Source organism: Streptosporangium canum (assembly GCF_900113865.1).
Lineage (GTDB): Bacteria > Actinomycetota > Actinomycetes > Streptosporangiales > Streptosporangiaceae > Streptosporangium > Streptosporangium canum.
Genome location: NZ_FOQY01000008.1, coordinates 149,347 through 171,131, shown reverse-complemented (window position 1 = coordinate 171,131; position 21,785 = coordinate 149,347). Strand labels below are relative to the sequence as shown.

General features: G+C 70.9%; 17 protein-coding genes. 3 read left to right on the top strand and 14 right to left on the bottom strand.

Annotated features, from left to right (window positions below; all coding sequences use genetic code 11):
* Positions 1-64 precede the first annotated feature (64 nt).
* From BM085_RS14635 to metH, 8 genes are all read right to left on the bottom strand, one after another.
* A complete protein-coding gene (locus BM085_RS14635; protein WP_093887540.1) occupies positions 65-1,084 on the bottom strand; it encodes an ABC transporter ATP-binding protein in 1,020 nt (339 codons plus the stop codon).
* Positions 1,081-2,106 (bottom strand): ABC transporter ATP-binding protein, encoded by a 1,026-nt coding sequence (locus tag BM085_RS14630; RefSeq protein WP_031161557.1) that lies wholly within the window; start codon positions 2,104-2,106, stop codon positions 1,081-1,083. Before BM085_RS14630 ends, BM085_RS14635 begins: the two co-directional genes overlap by 4 nt.
* Positions 2,103-3,122, bottom strand: a complete 1,020-nt coding sequence (locus BM085_RS14625) for an ABC transporter permease (RefSeq protein ID WP_093887539.1) — start codon at positions 3,120-3,122, stop codon at positions 2,103-2,105. The genes BM085_RS14630 and BM085_RS14625 overlap by 4 nt, the downstream gene beginning before the upstream one ends.
* A 91-nt stretch (positions 3,123-3,213) precedes the next feature.
* Positions 3,214-4,995, bottom strand: a complete 1,782-nt coding sequence (locus tag BM085_RS14620; protein ID WP_093887538.1) for an ABC transporter substrate-binding protein — start codon at positions 4,993-4,995, stop codon at positions 3,214-3,216.
* Positions 4,996-5,051: 56 nt separating this feature from the next.
* A complete protein-coding gene (locus BM085_RS14615; RefSeq protein ID WP_093887537.1) occupies positions 5,052-6,047 on the bottom strand; it encodes an ABC transporter permease in 996 nt (331 codons plus the stop codon).
* 267 nt (positions 6,048-6,314) lie between these two features.
* Positions 6,315-6,842: a cellulose synthase gene (locus BM085_RS14610; RefSeq protein ID WP_093887536.1), complete on the bottom strand. Its 528-nt coding sequence runs from the start codon at positions 6,840-6,842 to the stop codon at positions 6,315-6,317.
* Between the two features lie 164 nt (positions 6,843-7,006).
* Entirely contained in the window at positions 7,007-7,663 is a 657-nt protein-coding gene (locus BM085_RS14605; protein ID WP_093887535.1) for an HAD family hydrolase, read from the bottom strand.
* 21 nt (positions 7,664-7,684) lie between these two features.
* Complete coding sequence (gene metH, locus BM085_RS14600) at positions 7,685-11,149, bottom strand: methionine synthase (RefSeq protein WP_093887534.1); 3,465 nt, start codon at positions 11,147-11,149, stop codon at positions 7,685-7,687.
* Positions 11,150-11,244: 95 nt separating this feature from the next.
* Between metH and BM085_RS14595 the strand changes: the two genes are divergently transcribed.
* The 3 genes from BM085_RS14595 (at position 11,245) to BM085_RS14585 (ending at position 13,428) form a co-directional block, all read left to right on the top strand.
* Positions 11,245-11,703 (top strand): universal stress protein, encoded by a 459-nt coding sequence (locus tag BM085_RS14595; RefSeq protein ID WP_031161570.1) that lies wholly within the window; start codon positions 11,245-11,247, stop codon positions 11,701-11,703.
* A 65-nt stretch (positions 11,704-11,768) separates the two neighbouring features.
* Positions 11,769-12,623, top strand: a complete 855-nt coding sequence (locus tag BM085_RS14590) for a PAC2 family protein (RefSeq protein WP_093887533.1) — start codon at positions 11,769-11,771, stop codon at positions 12,621-12,623.
* A 187-nt stretch (positions 12,624-12,810) separates the two neighbouring features.
* Complete coding sequence (locus BM085_RS14585) at positions 12,811-13,428, top strand: hypothetical protein (protein WP_143120920.1); 618 nt, start codon at positions 12,811-12,813, stop codon at positions 13,426-13,428.
* Here the strand turns inward: BM085_RS14585 and BM085_RS14580 are convergent.
* The 6 genes from BM085_RS14580 to BM085_RS14555 all read right to left on the bottom strand — a co-directional run bounded on the left by BM085_RS14580 (position 13,356) and on the right by BM085_RS14555 (position 21,770).
* Positions 13,356-14,084, bottom strand: coding sequence for a sirohydrochlorin chelatase (locus BM085_RS14580; RefSeq protein ID WP_093887531.1), 729 nt, complete (start codon positions 14,082-14,084; stop codon positions 13,356-13,358). The two genes, BM085_RS14585 and BM085_RS14580, sit on opposite strands and share 73 nt — an antisense overlap.
* A gap of 49 nt (positions 14,085-14,133) precedes the next feature.
* Positions 14,134-15,303 carry a uroporphyrinogen-III synthase gene (locus BM085_RS14575; protein WP_093887530.1) on the bottom strand — a complete coding sequence of 390 codons (1,170 nt, stop codon included), beginning with the start codon at positions 15,301-15,303 and terminating at the stop codon, positions 14,134-14,136.
* Positions 15,304-15,424: 121 nt separating this feature from the next.
* The gene (gene nirD / locus BM085_RS14570) at positions 15,425-15,775 is read right to left on the bottom strand and encodes a nitrite reductase small subunit NirD (RefSeq protein WP_031161578.1); all 351 of its coding nucleotides are present in this window, start codon (positions 15,773-15,775) and stop codon (positions 15,425-15,427) included.
* Positions 15,776-15,853: 78 nt separating this feature from the next.
* The gene (gene nirB, locus BM085_RS14565; RefSeq protein ID WP_093887529.1) at positions 15,854-18,298 is read right to left on the bottom strand and encodes a nitrite reductase large subunit NirB; all 2,445 of its coding nucleotides are present in this window, start codon (positions 18,296-18,298) and stop codon (positions 15,854-15,856) included.
* A complete protein-coding gene (locus tag BM085_RS14560; protein WP_093887528.1) occupies positions 18,295-19,698 on the bottom strand; it encodes an FAD-dependent oxidoreductase in 1,404 nt (467 codons plus the stop codon). The genes nirB and BM085_RS14560 overlap by 4 nt, the downstream gene beginning before the upstream one ends.
* Complete coding sequence (locus tag BM085_RS14555; protein WP_218158715.1) at positions 19,695-21,770, bottom strand: molybdopterin oxidoreductase family protein; 2,076 nt, start codon at positions 21,768-21,770, stop codon at positions 19,695-19,697. Before BM085_RS14555 ends, BM085_RS14560 begins: the two co-directional genes overlap by 4 nt.
* Between the last annotated feature and the right edge of the window lie 15 nt (positions 21,771-21,785).

Below are 21,785 nucleotides of genomic sequence, written 5' to 3'. Positions count from 1 at the left end.
CCCCCCGGCTCTTCCACGGCATCGGGGGGAGGCGCCGCCGACGGAATCCGATCGGCGATCGGGGTCAGGCGGAAACGGCTTCGGCGGCTTCCTGGGGAACCTTCTCCGGGAAGTGGCAGGCCACCTGGTGCCGGGAAGCCAGCTCGACCAGCGGCGGCTCCTCCACCTTGCAGATCGCCTGGGCTTTCCAGCACCGGGTGTGGAAGCGGCAGGCGGGCGGCGGGCTCAGCGGGCTGGGCACGTCACCCTGGAGGCGGATGCGCTCGCGGTCGTTGCGCCGGGCCGGGTCGGGGATGGGGACCGCGGACATCAGCGCGTTGGTGTACGGGTGCATGGGCGACTCGTACAGGTCTTTCCGGTCGGCCAGCTCGACGAGCTTGCCCAGATACATGACGGCGACCCGGTCGCTGATGTGCCGGACCACCGACAGGTCGTGCGCGATCACCACATAGGTCAGATCCAGCTCGTTCTGCAGGTCCTCCAGCAGGTTCACCACCTGCGCCTGGATCGACACGTCCAGCGCCGACACCGGCTCGTCCGCGATGATCATCTTCGGCTTGAGCGCGAGGGTGCGGGCGATGCCGATCCGCTGGCGCTGACCGCCGGAGAACTCGTGCGGGTAGCGGTTGTAGTGCTCGGGGTTGAGCCCCACCAGCTCCAGGATCTCCTGCACGGCCTTCTTGGTGCCGTGCTCGGTCTTGATGCCCTGGATCCGGAACGGCGCTCCCACGATCGCCCCCACGGTGTGGCGCGGGTTCAGCGACGAGAACGGGTCCTGGAAGATCATCTGCATGTCACGCCGGAGCGGGCGGAGCCTGCCCTGCGACATGTGCGTGATGTCCTGCCCCTCGAACAGCACCTTGCCGCCGGTCGGCTCCAGCAGCCGGGTGACCAGCCGTCCCATGGTGGACTTGCCGCAGCCCGACTCGCCGACCACGCCCAGCGTCTCGCCCTTGAAGACGTCGAAACTGATCCCGTCGACCGCCTTCACCGCGCCGACCTGCCGCTTGAGCAGCCCCTTCGTCACCGGGAAGTACTTCTGCAGGTCCTGGACGGACAGCAGCGGCTCATTAGGAGTGGTCACGTGGTCTCCAGCATCGGCTTGATCTCGTTCTCCCAGAGCGACCGCCGCTCCTCACGAGGCAGGTGGCAGCGCACCAGGTGGCCGCCCTCGGTCTCCAGGAGGGCCGGCACCTCGGTGTCGGCCTTGCCCTGCGTCCGGTCGGAATAGGGGCAGCGAGGGTGGAAGGCGCAGCCCGGCGGGATGTTGATCAGTGAGGGCGGGGAGCCCTTGATCGGCATCAGCCGCTCGGTGCGCTCCCGGTCCAGGCGGGGCATCGACCCCAGCAAACCCCAGGTGTAGGGGTGCTCGGGACGGTAGAAGATGTCCTCCGCCGCGCCGTACTCGATGCACTTGCCGCCATACATGACCAGGATGTCGTCCGACAGCTCGGCCACGACGCCCAGATCGTGGGTGATGATGATGAGGGCGGAGTTGAACTCCCGCTGCAGATCCCGCATCAGGTCCAGGATCTGGGCCTGCACGGTCACGTCCAGCGCGGTGGTCGGCTCGTCGGCGATCAGCAGCTCCGGGTCGCACGACAGCGCCATCGCGATCATCGCGCGCTGCCGCATGCCGCCGGAGAACTCGTGCGGGTAGGCGTCCACCCGGCGGCCCGGCTCCGGGATGCCCACCCGGCCGAGCATGTCGATCGCGTGCTTGCGGGCGACCTTCTTGCTCACGCTGTGGTGGATCCGGTAGGCCTCCACGATCTGGTCGCCGACCGTGTAGTAGGGGTGCATCGCCGACAGCGGATCCTGGAAGATCATCGCCATCTTCTTGCCGCGCAACCCGCGCACGTGTTCCTGCGAGGCGCTGACCAGCTCCTCGCCGTCCAGCCAGATCTCACCGGAGATCCTGGCGTGGCCGCCCTTGTGCAGCCCCAGGATGCCCAGGCTGGTCACGCTCTTTCCGGATCCGGACTCTCCCACGATCCCGAGCGTGCTGCCCCGCTCCAGCGAGAAGGTCAGCCCGTCGACGGACTTGACCAGCCCGTCGTCGGTCGGGAAGTGGATCTTCAGGTCCTTCAGTTCAAGGAAGCTCACGCCAGCCTCACCCTCGGGTCGACCACCGCGTAGAGCAGGTCGACGATCAGACTCGCGACGACCACGAACAGCGCCGCCAGCAACGTCACACCCATCACCTTGGGAAGGTCCTGGTTGACGATGGCGTCGATGGCGTACTTGCCCAGGCCGGGCAGGGAGTAGGCGCTCTCGGTGAGGACCGCGCCGCCGATCAGCAGGCCGAAGTCCAGGCCGAAGACGGTGAGGATGGGCGTCAGGGCCGCCCGGAGGCCGTGCTTGGTGACGACGGTGCTCTCACGGAGCCCCTTGGCCCGGGCGGTGCGGATGTAGTCCTCGTTCATCGTCTCCAGCATGCCCGCCCGGGTGAGACGCGCATATGTGGCCGCGAACAGGAAGGCCAGCGTGATCCACGGGAGGAGCAGGTTGTAGGCCCACTGGCTCGGACTGTCGAGGAAGGTGGTGTAGTGGCCGCCCTGCGCCGCGAAGGAGAACGGGTTGCCGTAACTGAACACCAGCAGGGATACCAGGCCGGTGAAGAAGATCGGTAGGGAGACTCCGGCCAGCGCGACGGTCATGGCCGCCCGGTCGAAGACGCTGCCTCTGCGCAACGCGGACAGCACGCCGATGCCCACGCCCATGACCACCCAGATCACGGCCGCGCCGATCGCGAGGGACAGCGTGATCGGCAGGCGGTTCATGAGGTCGGGGAAGACCGGTTGCCGGGTGATGAACGAATACCCCAGGCAGGGGGCCGGGCACTCCTCGACCCCGGGGCCGTAGTCGTACTCAGCGCCCGCGACGATCCCCTTCACGAACCTGCCGTACTGCACGACCAGGGGATCGTTGAACCCCAGCCGTTCGGCCGCCAGCTTGGCCGTCTCCGCCGTGGCCGTACGGCCGACATACCGGCTGGCCATGCCCTCCGGAGTCGCCCCCGCCAGTTGGGGCACGAGGAAGAAGATCGCGAAGGTGGCCATGCTCACGATGAGGAGCATGATCACTGCGCCGATCAGGCGTCTGATGATGTATGTGACCACAGTGCCCGGCCCAGGTGGCCGCCGGAAGGGTTGCTCCCGGCGGCCACCGCTGCCTTCACCTGCCTAACTACTCGTTGTATGAGAAGCGGTGTTACTCGACGCCCATCGCGACGTAGTCGTACATCTGCTGACCGTCGCTGATGAAGACGTTGGTCACACCCTGGCCGCGGACCAGCAGGCTCTTGGCCCAGACACCCGGCAGGATGACCGCCTCTTCCATGACGCGCTTGTCGATGGCGGCCCACATCGGCTCACGCTTCTTGGCGTCGGCCTCGAGCAGGGACTCGTCGAGCATCTTGTCCACGTCGGGGATGCGGACGCTGATGTTGGAGGAGCCACCGGTCTCACGGATGACCCGGCTGTCGACCATCTGCTGCAGGAAGCCGTAGCCGTCGGGGTAGTCCGAGCCCCAGCCGTTGACGGCCAGGCCGAGCTTGTTCTCCACGACGAACGGCGGCTTGCCGGCGTACAGCGAGAAGTAGTCCGCCTGCGGGTACGGCTTCAGGGTCAGCTTGATGCCGACGCGGGCCAGCGACTCCTGCAGGGCCTCGGCGGTCGCCTTCTCCTTCGGCCGCTCGGCGCGGTAGGCGATGTTGGTCTCGAAGCCGTTCGGCTGGCCGCAGGCGGCCAGGTGCTCCTTGGCCTTGTTTATGTCGCCCTTGCCGTCCGCACCGCTGGGGTACAGGTCGATCTTCGCGGCGCCCGGGACGCTCGGCGGCATGAGGCTGGTCGCGATCGCGCCACCGGAGAACTCACCGCCGTAGGCGGCCTGGTAGCCGGTCTTGTCGGCCGCGTACTGGACGGCCTTGCGGCAGTCGATGTTGTCCAGCGGCTTCACCGTCGGGCTGACCGAGGTGTACCACAGACGCTGCAGCGTCGGGTTGTCGGCCCGCGCCTTGAGGGCGGGGTCCGGCAGGATCTTGCTCATCGCGGCCGGCTGGACACCGGTGCCCGCGACGTCGACGTGGATGTCACCGGAGAGGAGACGGTTGTCGAGGTCGTCGGCGTTGACGTTGGTCTGGACCTCGATCCGGTCCGGCAGCGCCGGGCGGTTGGGGTCGGTCGCCGCGTCCCAGTTCGGGTTGCGGACGAGGGCGAAGCCCTTGCCGATCTCGTTCTTCTCGAACATGTACGGGCCGGAGGAGATCACGTGCTCGCGGTACTTCGCGCCCGTGTCCTTGGCCTTCGGCACCGGCATGGTCGGCGACATCTGGGTGATGTAGTCGAAGCCGCTGTAGGCCTGCTTCAGGTGGAAGACGATCGTGGAGTCGTCCGGCGTCTCGATCGCCGAGCTGAAGTCGACGTCCTTCGACTTGTAGGCGCCCTTGTAGTCCTTGGGCCAGTCGAGCATCTCGTTCAGGTAGGTGGGACCGTTCGGGAAGGTCTCCTTGTCGAACGCGCGCGCCACGCCGTAGGCCACGTCCTTGGACGTGATCGGGGTGCCGTCCTCGTACTTCAGGCCCTCACGCAGCGTGTAGGTCCAGGTCTTGAAGTCGGCGCTCGGCTTGCCGAGGTCCTTGGCCAGGTCGGGTGCGACGGTCGCGCCCTCGGCGCCCGGCGCGGCCTTGAAGACCGTCAGCGCCCGGCCGTACAGGCGCATGAAGTTCCACGAGTAGCCGTAGTAGGTGTCGGCCGGGTCCAGCGAGTCCCAGTCGCCGGAGTTGACGAACTTGAGGGTGCCGCCCTTCTTGGTCGAAGGGTTGAACACCTTGCTCATCGCGGCGTTGAACTCGGCCTGGGCCGGAGCCGCCGACCCGCCACCGGCGCCCGCGCTCTCCTTGGGCGAGTCGGTGCTGGTTCCACCGCAGGCCGACAGGCCCAAGGCGAGCGCCGCGGTGACCGCGAACGTCGCGACTGCGGGTTTTCTCTTCATCTGTTACTACACCCCTTGTGGATAGGAACCAGGGAAACTACGGGGATCGAGAAGCGTCAACGGCCACGCGGGTCGAGCGCGTCACGCAGGCCGTCTCCGAAGAGGTTGAAGGCCAGCACGGTCACGAAGATCGCCAAGCCGGGGAAGATCGCGAAGTGCGGCACCGTGTAGAAGCGCGCCGCCTCGGCGAGCATGCCGCCCCAGGTGGGTGTCGGCGGGCGGACGCCCACCCCGAGGAAGGACAGCGCCGCCTCGAACAGGATGTTGGTCGGGATGACCAGCGTCGCGTAGATCAGGATCGGCGCGATCAGGTTGGGCAGCAGCTCACGGAAGATGATGTACGGCCCGCGGGCGCCGAGGCTCCTGGCCGCGTCGATGAACTCCCGTTCTCGCAGGGAGAGTGTCTGGCCTCGGACGATCCGGCCGATGTAGGGCCAGCTGAAGAATCCGATGATGAACACCAGCAACGATACGCGCAGGGTGTCGCCGGACATGCCGAACGCCTGGTCGGGGACGACGCCGGCGAGGGCGATGGCGAACACCAGCAGCGGGAAGGCCAGGAAGACGTCCATCGCCCGGCTGATCACGGTGTCGACCCAGCCGCCGAAGTAGCCCGCGACGACACCGAGGACGGTGCCGATGACCACCGAGAGCAGGGTGGCCAGGAAGGCGATGAGCAGGGAGATCCGGGCGCCGTAGACGATCCGGCTGAAGATGTCGCGCCCCCAGAGGGGCTCGACGCCGAACAGGTAGTCCCAGCTCATACCGCCGAACGCCCCCGTGGGCGTCAGCGTGGACTGGTCGATCTTCTCCCGGTGGAACTCCAGCGGCGGATGGCCGAGGAACTTCACGATGAGCGGCGCGAAGAGCGCCACCAGGACGAGGAAGATGATGACTCCCGCTCCCGCGAGAGCGACCTTGTCACGCTTCAGCCTCATCCAGGCGATCTGGCCGAGAGAACGACCTTGGATGGCCTTCCGATCCGCGCCCGCGAGCACGGCTTCGGGATCCGCCTCCGTAGCCGAGCCAGGAACATCGAGCGGTGCGGTCATACAGTGGCCCCCTGGATCCCAGACGACGTTGTCCGATTGGACGCGTCCCCCGGGTCGGGGGCGCGCGCCCTGAAGTCTACGAGTCCGTTTCACGGTCCCGTGACGCAGAATCTATGGGCTGATCTGCGCTGACTAGGCCCCTGGGGCGCTATGTGGCTTAACTGTGATTCACGTGCAATTCATTTGTTTTGATCCATGGGCGAATGTCCCGAAGCCATCCCCCTTCTGTCGCGGATTTGTGACATTGCACTGACAGGTAACTCAGCGTCACCCGATCCCACGACGCTTGAGGATGTCTTCGATGTCGGAGAAGTCGTCGTCCGCGGCCGGCTTCCGGGCGGGCGCGGGCTTCTGGGCCGGCGCGGCCTTGCGCTGCGGGAGCGGCTGCGTGGCGCCCCCACCGGCCGTCACGGGCCCACCGGCCGTCATCGGCCCGCCCGGCGCCGCGGGCGTGCCCGCCGCGGAGGTCCGGGGCTCGGCGGACGCGGCCGTACGGCGGCCGCGCAGCACCCCGGTGACCAGGAACAGCACCAGGGAGAGCCCGGTCACGGCCACTCCGGCCCACACGGTGGGGTTGAAGACCACCCCGGCGAAGAACCCGACGATCGCCGTGCCGATCTGCCACAGGGTCGGCAGCGCGCCGGTCAGGAAGGCCGCGAGCGGCAGCAGCGACCAGGCGACGCCGCGCAGCCCCGCCACGACCCCCCGGCGGCGCATCAGCAGGAAACTCAGCACCAGCCCCACACCGGTCACCCCGGCGCAGAGCGGCAACCACGCGATCTGGTCGAACGACATAGCGGACCGCCCCTCGTCTCGGCTTATCCCATCCATCCTGGCACGCCGTGGCGGAACGGCTCCTCCTCCCCAGGGAGGGATCATCCCCTAGGGGCCGGGAAGGGGCCGTCCCCTAGGTGTGCGGCGGCGACAGCCGGTCTCGGGGCTCTTCCGGAGGGTCCGGCTCAGCGGCCCGCGCCGCGGGCCGCCAGCGCCCTGAGGACGTCGACGTCGACCTCGTGCAGGGAGTTCACGACGAGGCGGCCGGAGGCGGCGGGGATCGGCAGCACGCTCGGCACGGCCACCACCCGGCAGCCGGCGGCGGTGGCCGCGGTCACCCCGTTCGGGGAGTCCTCCAGCGCGACGCAGCGGGCCGCGGCCACGTCCAGCAGCCGGGCGGCCGCCAGGTAGGGCTCCGGGTGGGGCTTGGTCCTCATCACGTCGTCGCCGGTCACCACGTGGTCGAAGTTGTCCCTGCCGATGCCCTTCAGGCACGCCTCGGCGATCGGCCGCACCGAGGAGGTCACCAGGGCGGTGGGCAGGCCCGCCCGCCGTACCGCCGCCAGCAGCTCGGCGGCGCCGGGCATCATCTCCACGCCGCCGGCGAGCCTGTGGATCATGCCCTCCAGCATCCAGGCCGCCACGTCGTCCGGATGGGCGCTCGCGCCGGAGGCCGTGAGCATGTAAGTGACGGTGGACGACATGGAGCCGCCCACCAGGCGCTCCTGGTCGGCGGGCCCCCAGCCGCCGCCGAGCCGTTCCATCACCTCGGACTCGACCTGGAACCAGATCTTCTCGCTGTCCACGAGAAGCCCGTCCATGTCGAACAGGACCGCGTCCATTACCCCGAAAACCCCTTACGGTCAGACGTTGAAGTAACTGGCCTCGGGGTGGTGGACGACCAGCGCGGAGGTGGACTGCTCGGGGTGGAGCTGGAACTCCTCCGACAGGTTCACGCCGATCCGGGAGGGGTCGATCAGCTCCATGAGCTGGACCTGGTCCTCCAGGTTGGGGCAGGCCGGGTAACCGAAGGAGTAACGGCAGCCGGTGACGTTGACCTTCAGCATGTCCTCCAGCGACTCGTCACCGCCGATCCCGAGCTCGGTGCGGACCCGCGCGTGCCAGTATTCCGCGAGCGCCTCGGTGAGCTGCACCGACAGGCCGTGCAGCTCCAGGTAGTCGCGGTAGGCGTCCTTGGCGAACAGCTCGGCGGCCGCCTCGGAGACCCGGTTGCCCATGGTGGCCACCTGGAGGGCGACCACGTCGACCTCGCCGGAGTCCTTCGACCGGAAGAAGTCGGACAGGCACAGGTGCCGGTCGCGGCGCTGGCGCGGGAAGGTGAACCTGGTCCGCTCGTTGCCCGCGTCGTCGAGGATGATCAGGGAGTCGCCGTCGCTGACGCAGGGGAAGTAGCCGTAGGCGACGGCGGCCTCCAGCAGGCCCTCGGTCTGCATCCGCTCCAGCCACATCCGCAGGCGCGGCCGGCCCTCGGTCTCGACGAGCTCCTCGTAGGAGGGCCCGTCGCCGCCGCGCGCGGCCTTGAGGCCCCACTGGCCCATGAACGTCGCGCGCTCGTCCAGGAACGCGGCGTAGTCGGCCAGCGGGATGCCCTTGATGATCCGGTCCCCCAGGAAGGGAGCCGTCGGGACGGGGTTGTCGGCGGCCACGTCGGACCGGGCGGGCAGCTCCGCCTCCGGGGTGCGCACCAGCGTCGCACCGGTCTTGACCCGCCGCTCGCGCAGCGGCGGCAGCGCGGCGCCGGCCTCGCCGCGCTTGACCGCCATGAAGGCGTCCATCAGGCGCAGGCCCTCGAAGGCGTCGCGGGCGTAGCGGACGTCGCCCTGGAACAGCTCGGCGAGGTCCTGCTCCACGTAGGCGCGGGTCAGGGCGGCGCCGCCGAGCAGGACCGGGAACCGCTGGGACATCCCCCGGGAGTTCATCTCCTCGAGGTTCTCCCGCATGATGACCGTGGACTTCACCAGCAGCCCGGACATGCCGATGACGTCGGCCTTCTTCTCCTCGGCCGCCTCCAGGATCGCCGACACCGGCTGCTTGATGCCGAGGTTGACGACCTCGTAGCCGTTGTTGGACAGGATGATGTCGACCAGGTTCTTGCCGATGTCGTGCACGTCGCCCTTGACGGTCGCCAGCACGATGCGGCCCTTGGTCTCCCCCTCGACCCGGTCCATGTGCGGCTCCAGGTAGGCGACGGAGGTCTTCATGACCTCGGCCGACTGGAGCACGAACGGCAGCTGCATCTGCCCGGAGCCGAACAGCTCGCCGACGGTCTTCATGCCGTCGAGGAGCACGTCGTTGACGATCTCCAGGGCCGGGCGCTGCGCCAGCGCCTCGTCGAGGTCGGCCTCCAGGCCCTTGCGCTCGCCGTCGACGATGCGGCGCTTGAGCCGCTCCCACAGCGGCAGGCCGAGCAGCTCGGCCGCCCGGTCGGCCTTGACCGAGGCGGCGTCCACGCCCTCGAACAGCTCCATGAACCGCTGCAGCGGGTCGTAGCCCTCCCGGCGGCGGTCGTAGACCATGTCCAGGGCCACCTGGCGCTGCTCGTCGGGGATGCGGGCCATCGGCAGGATCTTGGAGGCGTGCACGATGGCCGAGTCGAGGCCCGCGTTGACGCACTCGTTGAGGAAGACGCTGTTGAGGACGATGCGCGCGGCCGGGTTGAGGCCGAAGGAGATGTTGGACAGGCCGAGCACGGTCTGCACGCCCGGATAGCGCCGCTTGAGCTCGCGGATGGCCTCGATGGTCTCGACGCCGTCGCGGCGGGTCTCCTCCTGGCCGGTGGCGATGGGGAAGGTGAGGGCGTCGATGATGATGTCCTCGACGTTCATGCCCCAGTTGGCCGTCAGGTCCTCGATGAGACGGGTGGCGATCCTGAGCTTCCACTCGGCCGTGCGGGCCTGGCCCTCCTCGTCGATGGTCAGCGCCATGACGGCCGCGCCGTGCGACCGGACCAGCTTCATGATCCTGGTGAAGCGCGAGTCGGGGCCGTCGCCGTCCTCGTAGTTGACCGAGTTGATGATCGCCCGGCCGCCGATCATCTCCAGACCGGCCTCCAGCACGGCGGGCTCGGTGGAGTCGAGCACGATCGGCAGGGTGGAGGCGGTGGCGAAGCGGAACGCCAGCTCCTTCATGTCCCTGACGCCGTCGCGGCCCACGTAGTCGATGCACAGGTCGAGCATGTGCGCGCCGTCGCGGGCCTGGGCCCGGGCGATCTCGACGCACTCCTCCCAGTTCTCGGCGAGCATCGCCTCACGGAAGGCCTTGGAGCCGTTGGCGTTGGTCCGCTCGCCGATCGCCAGGTAGGAGGTGTCCTGGCGGAACGGCACGTGCTGGTAGAGCGAGGCGGCCCCGGCCTCGGGACGCGGGCGGCGGGGGCTGTGCCCGTTGCCGCGCACCCGCTCCACCACCTTGCGCAGGTGCTCGGGGGTGGTGCCGCAGCAGCCGCCGACCAGCGACAGGCCGAAGGAGCGGGTGAAGTTCTCGTGGGCGTCGGCGAGCTCGTCCGGGGTGAGCGGGTAGTAGGCGCCGTCGGAGGTCAGCTGGGGCAGGCCCGCGTTGGGCATGCAGGAAAGCTGCAGACGGGCGTGGCGCGACAGGTAGCGCAGGTGCTCGCTCATCTCGGCGGGGCCGGTGGCGCAGTTGAGGCCGATGACGTCGACGCCGAGCGGCTCGATCGCGGTGAGCGCCGCGCCGATCTCCGAGCCGAGCAGCATCGCGCCGTTGGTCTCCACGGTGACCTGGGCGATGACCGGCACGTCGCGGCCGGAGTCGGCGATGGCCCGCTTGGCCCCGATGACGGCGGCCTTGACCTGGAGCAGGTCCTGGCAGGTCTCGATGATCAGGGCGTCGGCGCCGCCGGCGACGAGCCCGGCGGCGTTGTCGTAGTAGGCGTCGCGCAGCACGCCGTACGGCTTGTGCCCGAGGGTGGGGAGCTTGGTGCCGGGGCCGATCGAGCCGAGCACGTAGCGGGGGTGGTCGGGGGTGGACCAGTGGTCGGCCGCCTCGCGGGCGACCCGGGCGCCGGCCTCGGACAGCTCGTGGGTCCGCTCGGAGATGTCGTATTCGCCGAGGGCGGCGAGGTTCGCGCCGAAGGTGTTGGTCTCGACGCAGTCGACGCCGACCTCGAAGTAGGCGTCGTGCACGGCCCGCACGATGTCGGGGCGGGTGGCGTTGAGCACCTCGTTGCAGCCTTCGTGACCCTCGAAGTCGTCGAGGGTGACGTCGTGCGCCTGCAGCATCGTCCCCATGGCCCCGTCGGCGACCATCACGCGCTCGGCCAGGACTTCACGGAAAGACGGTCTGCTAGTCATGAGAGAAAGCTTACTGGGAACCGTCCAGGCGTTATTCTCTCTGATTGTTCTTGTGGCAATTGCACTCATCGTCCAATTACCTTGCGAGGCATCCGATGGCGTCCTACCGCACGATTGTCGTCGGCACCGACGGCTCCCCCTCCTCCTTCCGCGCGGTCACCTCGGCGGCCTCCCTCGCCGCCGCGACCGGCGCCACCCTGATCCTGGCCTGCGCCTACGCCCCCATGCGCGAGCGCGAGCGCAGCGCGGCCGCCGACGTCCTGGGCGAGCTGTCCTACAAGGTGAGCGGTTCCACGCCCGCCGACGACGCCCTGCGCGCCGCCCGGGAGCACGCGGTGGCCGCGGGCGCCCGGACGATCGAGCTGGCCGCCGAGGAGGGCGACGCGGTGGACGTCCTGGTCTCGCTCGCCGGCAGGCGCGAGGCCGATCTGCTGGTCATCGGCAACCGGGGGCTCAACAGCCTCGCCGGGCGGCTGCTGGGCTCGGTGCCCTCCAGCGTCTCCCAGCGGGCGGGCTGTGATGTGCTGATCGTTCACACCACTTCGGGAAGGTGACGAAAAGGCCGCCTCAGCGCATAGGCTTAGCCGGATAGTACGGCGAGGCCAGAAGGAGGCGGCGCGTGATCGAACTCGAAGGTCTACCCGAGCTCGTCGACCCGGTGCTGATCGCCGCGTTCGAGGGGTGGAACGACGCGGGCGAGGCCTCGAGCGGAGTGATCGCACACCTCGAGGACGAGTGGAAGGCGACCCCCCTGGTCTCCATCGACCCGGAGGAATACTACGACTTCCAGGTCACCCGTCCGATCGTCGAGATGGGCGAGGGGCTGACCCGCTCCATCACCTGGCCGACCACCAAGCTGTCGGTGGCCCGGCCGCCGGGCGTGGACCGCGACGTGGTATTGCTGCGCGGCATCGAGCCCAACATGCGGTGGCGCGCCTTCTGCGAGGAGATCGTCGTGGTCTGCCGCGAGCTGGGGGTGGAGCTGGCGGTGCTGCTCGGCGCGCTCCTCAACGACTCTCCCCACACCCGCCCGGTGCCGATCGTGGGCTCGGCGACCGACGAGGGCCTGGCCCGGGCGATCAACCTGGAGCTGAGCCGCTACGAGGGGCCGACCGGCATCGTCGGCGTCCTCCAGCACGTCCTGGGGACCGCCGGGATCCACGCGGTCTCCCTGTGGGCGTCGGTGCCGCACTACGTCGCCCAGCCGCCCAACCCCAAGGCCACCCTGGCGCTGCTCAGCCGGATGGAGGACCTCCTCGACATCCCGATGCCGCTGGGCGACCTGGCCGAGGAGTCACGGGCCTGGGAGCACGGCGTGGACGAGCTGGCCTCGCAGGACAGCGAGGTCGCCGAATACGTCAAGGAGCTGGAGGAGCGCAAGGACGCCGCCGAACTGCCCGAGGCGAGCGGCGACGCCATCGCCGCGGAGTTCGAGCGCTACCTGCGCCGCCGCGACCGTGACGGCGACAGCTGAAACACACAGCGCATAGTTACCATTGTTCGCCCCCTTTTCCGGCGCTTCCCGGCAATAATCAGTGCCCACCCGGTCCGTCCGGGTCGCACCAGGTTGGGAGACCGGCCTGCAACGATTCCACACCCAGGAGAAACACGGCTCTGTAAACACCGGTGATCGGCCCATCACCATGCCGCACATTGTCCATGTGACTGCGCACGTTAGGGCGACCATGGCGATTCCACAGCTCGACCCATACCAGAAAGCTCAGGAGACGCGACGCCGCGTTCTCGAGCTGGCCGTATTCATGAAGCGCGAGGACGGCGGGAACGCCTCCCCGCGTCCGCGGGGCACCGCCCAGCCCGGACAGGCGGTCGACATGTTCCTCGCCCTGCTCCAGGACCGGCTCCCGGTCTGGCTCCGCATCCTCGACGACCTGATGCACCTGGTCGGCAAGGGGCGGGTCAGCGACAACCTGCTGCCCATCGCGCGGGCCGGCATCGACTACTACTCCGAGGTCCAGTCGGCCGCGGTTCCCGTCTTCACCTCCCCCTCGGTCACCGTCCGCTTCCGCGAGGCGCTGCGCGACAGCGAGCTGGGGCCGATGGCGGAGGTCGTCCCGCTGACCGAGTACCTGGCGGCCGAGCAGCGGGCGGGCCGGATCCCACCCGAGGTGGACCCCCTCGCCAGCGCCCGGCTGCTGCTGGCCGGATGCCTGCGCCACGCCTACTACGAGATGTTCGTCGGCGCCGACTACCTGCCCTCGCGGGACGACAGCGCCGAGGAGATCGTCCGCGAGCTGCGGCTGGATCTCCAGCGGGCCTGATCGAAACGGGCCCACACCAACGCGGCCAGGTCGGCGTCCACTCCCAGCGGGGCGCTGACCAGGTCCGCGCCGGAGGACTCCAGACGGCTCTGGAAGAAGCCGGGGGCCAGCAGGTAGGACGCCACGGCGATCCGGGGCGCGGGACCGGACCGCAGGCGTTTCAGGGCCTCCCCCAGCGAGGGGGCGCCCGTCGCGGCGAAGGCCGCCGTGACCGGGCGCGACAGCCGTACCGCGAGCAGCCGGGCCGCGGCCCGCACGTCGGCCAGCGCGGCCGGGTCGGAGGATCCCGCCGCGCCCAGGACGACCGAGTCGGCAGGCCGCAGCCCGGCGCCCGCCAGCCGCCTGGCCAGGATGGCGGCGAGCAGCGGGTCCGGTCCGAGCGGGGCCGCCACCACCGCGTCGGGCCGGGCCCCGGCGACCACCGACGGCAGGTCGATGTGGACGTGGTAGCCGCCCGCGAGCAGCAGCGGCACCACGACCACCGGGCCCGGCAGGCCGGGGAGCACATCCGCCAGCGGGGGCGAGCTGATCTCCAGGAAGGCCGCCTCGACCCGGCTGCCCGGCCGTGCCCGCCGTACGAGATCCCGCAGCCCGGCGATCGTCTCCTCGCCTCGCGCGCTGCGGGTCCCGTGCCCGGCCAGGACCAGCGTCGTCACGCCCCCTCCCCACCCGGCAGCGCCGGGAAGCGGCCGCCGGCGCGCGTCCTCACCTGCCCTCGCCGCGGTCGCAGGCCAGGCGGTAGCCGCGCTTGACGACCGTCTCGACGATGCCGGAGGGGCCCAGGGCGCGGCGCAGGCGGGTGATGGCCATCTCGACGGCGTGTTCGGCCGAGTCCCGGGAGGGACCGCCGGGGAGCACGGTGCGCAGCTCGGAGCGGGCCACCACGTGCCCCGGCTTGTCGGCCAGGCGCTTGAGCACCGCCATCGGGGCGGGCGGCAGCGGCTTGAGCTCACCGTCCACGGCGACGGCGTGGCCGCGGATCTCCAGTCCGTGGCCGCCGGCGACCAGGCGGGTGACACTGTGCTCGGGCAGGTGCCGGGCGAGCGTCCGGGCCAGCGCGCCCAGGCGGGCACGCTCGGGCTGTACGGCGGGCACCCCGCGCGCCCGCAGCGGCGCCGCCGTGACCGAGCCCACGCAGGCGGCGACGACCGGCCCGGCGAAGGCCGCGACCAGCGCGTCCTCCAGACCGTCGGCACGGGCCGCGGCGAGCATGGCCAGCACGGCCGGGGCGCTGGTGAAGGCCACCGCGTCCACCCCGCCGGAGATCGCCTGACTGATCAGACGGCGCAGCGGCGAGGTGTCGCGGTAGGGCAGCCACCGGTAGACCGGCACCTCGATGACCTCGGCCCCCGCCTCGCGCAGCGCGGCCACGAAGCCGGTCAGCGGCTCCCCGTGCAACTGCACGGCGATGCGGCGACCGCGCAGGTCCTGGGCGAGAAGGTACTGCTTGACCTCCTCGCACGACTCGGTGGCCGGCGTCCAGTGGTCGTTCAGCCCGGCGGCCCGGACCGCGCCGCGCGCCTTGGGCCCGCGCGTCAGCAGCCGCGCGGCGGTCAGGTGCGCCGCCAGCTCGCCGGACAGGCCCCAGCCCTCGGCCGCGGCCATCCAGCCCCGGAACCCGACCCCGGTGGTGACCACCACGTCGTCGATCGGGCCGGCCAGGCCGGCCCGGGTCGCGGCCAGCAGGTCGGCGTCCTCGGCCAGCGGCACCAGCCTGATCGCCGGAGCGCGCACCACTCTCGCGCCCCGGCGCTCCAGCAGCGCGCAGAACTCCTCACGCCGCCTGGTCGCGGTCACCCCGATCGTGAACCCGGCCAGCGCGTCGGGCGCCGTCTCGGGAGACCCCCCGGGGTCGTCCAGAAGGGCGATGCTCATCTTTCGTCCACCACTCCCCGTCCACCATGTGGACCTGTCGTCCCTCGCCGGCCGCTCCGCTCACCGTGCCGGACCTGCCCGGGGCTCGACCGCCGCCCGCCGTGCCCGGCTCTCCGCGGGGTCACCTCACGCCCACCTCCACCGTGCCGTCGGCGACCCGGATCGGATAGGTCGGCACGGCCACCGCCGGATCGTCCAGGCACACTCCGGTGACCAGTGAGAACACCTCTTTGTGCATGGGCGAGGCGACGCTGGGCTCGCCCGCCCTGGTGCCCACGATCCCCCGCGAGAGGACCTGGGCCCCGCTGAACGGATCCTGGTTGCCGATGGCGAACAGCTCGCCGTCGAAGGTCCGGAACAGCGCGATCTGGTGACGGCCGACGAGCGCGCAGGCTCCGCGCTCGGGCAGCAGGTCGGTGTAGGCGCAGACCGCGGTCCAGACGGTCGTCGTGGCCTCGCTCAGGACGGTCATGGTGGAGCCCCCATTCGGGTTTCGTCGGTGGGTTCGTGGTGCCGGCGGCGCGCCCCGGCTCCGGCCGTGGAGGAGACCTCAGGAGCGGACCACCTCCAGGGGGAGGAGGACGGGCTTGATCTGGTCCCGTTCGGCCGTGAAGGCGATCGAGGGGTCCGGGGTCGCGGGGGCGTTGACGAAGGAGACGAAGCGCCGCAGCTTGCCGGGATCCTCGATGGCGGTCCGCCACTCGTCGGCGTAGGAGGCGACGTGCCGGTCCATCTGGGCGTCCAGGTCGGCGCAGATCCCCAGCGAGTCCTCCAGGACCACCTGCTTGACGTACTCCAGGCCCTGGCTCTCCAGCCAGGCCGAGGTGCGCTGCAGGCGGTCGGCCGTACGGACGTAGAACATCAGGAACCGGTCGATGGTCCGGATCAGCTCCTCGGTGCTCAGGTCCGAGGCGAACAGGTCGGCGTGCCGCGGGGTGAAGCCGCCGTTGCCGCCGACGTAGAGGTTCCAGCCCTGCTCGGTGGCGATGACGCCGAAGTCCTTGCCGCGCGCCTCGGCGCACTCGCGGGCGCAGCCGGAGACGGCCGACTTCAGCTTGTGCGGCGAGCGCAGGCCCCGGTAGCGCAGTTCCAGGGAGATGGCCAGGCCGACGGCGTCCTGCACGCCGTATCGGCACCAGGTGGAGCCCACGCAGGACTTCACCGTGCGCAGCGCCTTGCCGTAGGCGTGACCGGACTCGAAGCCGGCGTCCACCAGCCGCTTCCAGATCAGCGGGAGCTGCTCCACCCGCGCCCCGAACAGGTCGATCCGCTGCCCGCCGGTGATCTTGGTGTAGAGGCCGAAGTCGCGGGCCACCTCGCCGATCACGATCAGCTTGTCGGGGGTGATCTCCCCGCCGGGGATGCGCGGCACCACCGAGTAGGTGCCGTTGCGCTGGATGTTGGCCAGGAAGTGGTCGTTGGTGTCCTGCAGGGCGGCCTGCTCGCCGTCGAGGATGTGCCCGTTGCCGAGCGAGGCCAGGATCGAGGCGACGACGGGCTTGCACACGTCGCAGCCGCGGCCGGCGCCGTGCTCGTCGATGAGCTGGGAGAAGGTCGTGATGCCGCGCACCCGGACGATGTCGAACAGCTCGGCCCTGCTGTGCGCGAAGTGCTCGCACAGGGCTTTGGAGACCTCGACGCCGGACCTGATCAGGATCTGCTTGAGCATCGGCAGGCAGCTGCCGCAGGTGGTGCCCGCCCGGGTGCAGCCCTTGATCCCGGCCACGTCGGTGAGGCCGTGGTCGGCGATGGCCGCGCACACCTGCCCCTTGGTGACGTTGTTGCAGGAGCAGACCTGCGCGTCGTCGGGAAGGTCCATGCCCGCCGGACCGCCGGTGAACAGCAGCTCGCTCGGCGCGCCCGGCAGGTCCCGGCCGACGAACGGCTTGAGGGTGTTGTACGGCGTGGCGTCGCCGACGCAGATCCCGCCGAGCAGGGTGCGGGCGTCGTCGCTGACGAACAGCTTCTGGTAGACCCCGCCCACCGGGTCCATGAAGGTCACGTCCAGGGCGCCGTCCATCGCGCCGAACTGGGCGACCTCCACGCCGAGCAGCTTGAGCTTGGTGGACGGATCCGCGCGGGCGAAGGCCGCCTGGCCGCCGAGGATGCGGTCGGCGGCGACCTCGGCCATCGTGAAGCACGGCCCGACCAGCCCGTAGACCATGCCGTCGTGCAGGGCGCACTCCCCCACCGCGTAGATCGCCGGGTCGCTGGTGCGCATCCCGTCGTCCACGGCGATCCCGCCGCGGTCGCCGACCTCCAGCCCGGCCTGCCTGGCCAGCTCGTCGCGTGGCCTGACACCCGCCGAGAAGACCACCACCTGCGCCTCGATCGTCTCCCCGTCCGGCTTGACCAGTCCCGCGACCCGTCCGTCCGGCCCGGCGACGATCTCCCTGGCCCCGGCCTCGGTGTGCACGGTCAAGCCGAGGGCCTCGACGTGGCCCCGCAGGACGGCTCCGCCGCCCTCGTCCACCTGCCGGGGCATGAGCCAGCCGCCCATCTCCACGACGTGGGTCGAAAGGCCCAGCCCGCGCAGCGCGTCGGCGGCCTCCAGCCCCAGCAGCCCGCCGCCGATGACGACGCCGCTGCCGGCCCCCGCGGCGGCCTCCCTGATCGCGTCCAGGTCGTCGATCGTCCGGTAGACGAAACAGCCCGCCAGCTCCCTGCCGGGCACCGGCGGCACGAACGGGCTGGACCCCGTGGCCAGCACCAGCACGTCGTACGGCTCCACATGGCCGTCGGCGGTGGTCACGGTCCGGTTGTCCCGGTCGATCCCGGTGATCCTGGAGGCCAGCCGCAGCACGACCCCCTCCGGCACCGGATAGGTGAGGTCCTCGGCGCTCCTGCCGGTGAGATAGGAGGTCAGCGCCACCCGGTCATAGGCGGCCCTGGGCTCCTCCCCCAGCACCGTGATCCGGCCGCCGAACCCCTTGGCGACCAGTGCCTCGACCAGCCGGCTGGACGTCGGCCCATGTCCCACCACGACAAGTTTCATACGGAGATGCCTTCCTGCTCGCACAGCCAGCCGACGATGCCCTCGACCACGTCGCGGCAGCCGCCGCAGCCGGTCGTGGCGCGTGTGGCGGCGGCCACCGCCTCGACGTCACGGGCGCCGGACTCCCAGCAGGCCCGGATCTGTCCCTTGGTCACGTTGTTGCACTGGCAGACCTTCGCCGCGTCCGGCATCCGGACCGGGCTCTCGGCGACCGCGCTGCCGGAGATGCCGGGGAACAGCAGCCCGGACGGGTCCGCGGGGACCGGGGACCCGCGGTCGAAGAGCTGGGTGAGGGTGCCCACCGCGGACGTCTCCCCGAGGAGGATCGCGCCGACCAGGCGGCCGTCGCGGATGACGAGTTTGCGGTAGGTGCCCCGGGCCCGGTGGCTGAAGCGCACGACCTCGGCGTCGTCCTCGGTCAGGTGGGTCTCGCCCATCGCGGCCAGCTCCACGCTCCTGGCCTTCAACCTGGTCACCAGGCGCGAGCCCCGGTAGCGGGAGGTCTTGTCCGTCCCGGTCACCAGGTCGGCGACCACGGCGGCCTGCTCCCACGCGGGGGCGACCAGGCCGTAGACCGTTCCGTCGTGCTGGGCGCACTCCCCGATCGCGAAGATCGACGGGTCGTCGGTCCGCATCTCGTCGTCGACGACGATCCCGCGCGCCACCTCCAGGCCCGCGTCCCCGGCCAGACCCGTCACCGGCCGGACCCCGCAGGCGAGCACCACCAGATCGGCCCCGACCGTCTCGCCCCCGGCGAGCCGTACGCCGTCGCCGAGGATCTCCTCCACGACCACGCCGGTCCGCACCTCCACGCCCAGCTCCGCGAGGGTCTCCCCCAGCACCATCCCGGCCTCGGCGTCGAGCTGCCGCTCCATCAGGTGGCCGGCCAGGTGGAGCAGCGTGACCGGCAGTCCGCGCCCGGCCAGGCCGCGGGCCGCCTCGACGCCGAGCAGGCCGCCGCCGACCACCACGGCGCGCCGCGCCGCGCCGGCCGCGGCGAGGATCGCGCGGCAGTCGTCCAGCGTCCGGAACGCCATGGCCCCGGCCGCCCCGGGCACCGGCGGCACCACCGCCTCGCTGCCGGTCGCCAGCACCAGGACGTCGTACGGCTCGCGCCTGCCGTCGGCGGTGAGCACCGCCTGGGTCTCCCGGTCGATCGCGGTCACCTCGACGCCGAGCAGGGCCGTCACCGAATGGTCGGCGTACCACGCCGGGTCCAGCAGCCGCACCTGGTCGGGCAGCATGGTCCCGGCCACCACGTTCGACAGCAGCACCCGGTTGTAGGGCTGCCACGTCTCGGCGCCGATCACGGTCACCTTGACGTGCCTGTCCCGGGCGCGGACCTCGCTGACGAGGCGGGCGCCCGCCATCCCGTTCCCCACGATCACCAGCCGGGTCATCCGACACGCTCCAGCTTCACTGCGCAGACCTTGAACTCCGGCATCCGCGACACCGGGTCGAGCGCGGGGTTGGTGAGCAGGTTGGCCCCGGCCCAGTGGAAGGGCATGAACACCGTGTCCGGCCGGACCGCGGGGGTGACCCTGGCGACGCCCTCGGCGGCGCCCCGGCGGCCGACCACCCGCAGCAGGTCGCCCGGCGCCACCTCCAGCCGCTCGGCGAGATCGGGGTGCAGCTCCACGAAGACCTCCGGGACCACCGCGTTCAGGGCGGCGATCCGCCGGGTCTGGGCGCCGCTCTGGTAGTGCGCGAGCACCCGGCCGGTCGTCAGGTAGAGGGGGTAGTCCCGGTCGATGTCCTCCTCGGGCGGCCGGTGCTCGACGGGCACGAACCTGGCGCGGCCGTCGGGGGTGGCGAAGCGGTCCAGGAACGGCCGGGGGGTGCCGGGATGGTCCTCGGCCGGACAGGGCCAGAACACGCCGGTCTCGGCGGCGATCCGCTCGTAGGTGATGCCCGCGTAGTCGGCGATCCCCCCGGCCGAGGCCCGCCGCAGCTCCTCGAAGACCTCGCGCGGGTCGGCCGGGAACCCCTCGGCTCCGCGCAGCCGTACGGCGAGGCCGCGGAGGATCTCCAGATCGCTCCGCACTCCCGGCGGCGGCGCGGCGGCCTGGCGGCGCAGCAGCACCCGGCCCTCCAGGTTGGTCATCGTGCCGCTCTCCTCCGCCCACTGGGTGGTGGGGAACACGACGTCGGCCAGCGCGGCCGTCTCCGACATGACCAGGTCGGAGACCACGAGCAGGTCCAGCGAGCGCAGCCGCCCGGTGACGTGCCCGGCCCGGGGCGCGGAGATCACCGGGTTGGAGCCGAACAGCAGCAGCGCCCTGGGGCCGGCCGCGGTGCCGAGGGCGTCCAGCAGTTCGTAGGCGGAGCGGCCGGGCCCCGGCAGATCCTCCGGCGCGATCCCCCACACGGCGGCCACGTGGGCGCGCGCGGCGGGATCGTCGATCCTGCGGTATCCCGGAAGCTGGTCGGCCTTCTGGCCGTGCTCGCGCCCGCCCTGCCCGTTGCCCTGCCCGGTGACGCAGCCGTAGCCGGATCCCTCCCGGCCCGGCAGTCCGAGCGCGAGCGCGAGGTTGATGAACGCGCTCACCGTGTCGGTGCCCTTGGCGTGCTGCTCGGCGCCGCGTCCGGTGAGGATCACCGCGCGTCCGGCGTCCGCGAGGATCTCCGCGGCCAGCCGCATCCGGGCGACCGGCACGCCGGTGATCCGCTCCACCCGCTCGGGCCACCAGGCGGCGGCCGAGGTGCGGACCCCGTCGAAGCCGCTGGTACGGCCGGCCACGTAGTCCTCGTCCACGTGGCCCTCGGCGATCACGATGTGCAGCAGGCCCAGGGCGAGCGCCAGGTCGGTGCCGGGGGCCGGCTGGAGATGGAGGTCGGCCTGCCGGGCGGTCGCGGTGACCCTGGGGTCGATGACGACCAATCGGCCGCCCCTGTCGCGCATCGCGGTCAGGTGGCGGACGAACGGCGGCATGGTCTCGGCCACGTTGCCGCCCGCGATCAGGACCGCGTCGGCCCCGGCGAGGTCGGTGATCGGGAAGGGCAGGCCGCGGTCCATGCCGAAGGCGCGGTTGGCGGCCGCGGCGGCCGAGGACATGCAGAACCGGCCGTTGTAGTCGATCTGGCTGGTCCGCAGCACCATCCGGGCGAACTTGCCGAGCTGGTAGGCCTTCTCATTGGTGAGCCCGCCGCCGCCGAACACGGCCACGCCGTTGGGGCCGTGCTCTTCCTGGACCGCGCGGATCCGGGCGGCGACGAAGTCGAGCGCCTCGTCCCAGCCGACCGGCTCGCCGTACAGGAGCGGGGTGGTGAGCCGATCTCCACTGCTCAGCAGCTCACCGGCGGTCCAGCCCTTCTGGCAGAGACCGCCCGCGTTGGCGGGGATGTCCTTCCTCGGCGTGATCGTGACCGTTTCGTCCACGGTGACGCTCATGCCGCACTGCAGCGCGCAGTACGGGCAGTGCGTCGCCGTCGCCGCCTTCACAGGCGTCAGGGCGGAAAGTGAGATCGGCACGTCTCCGATGGTGCT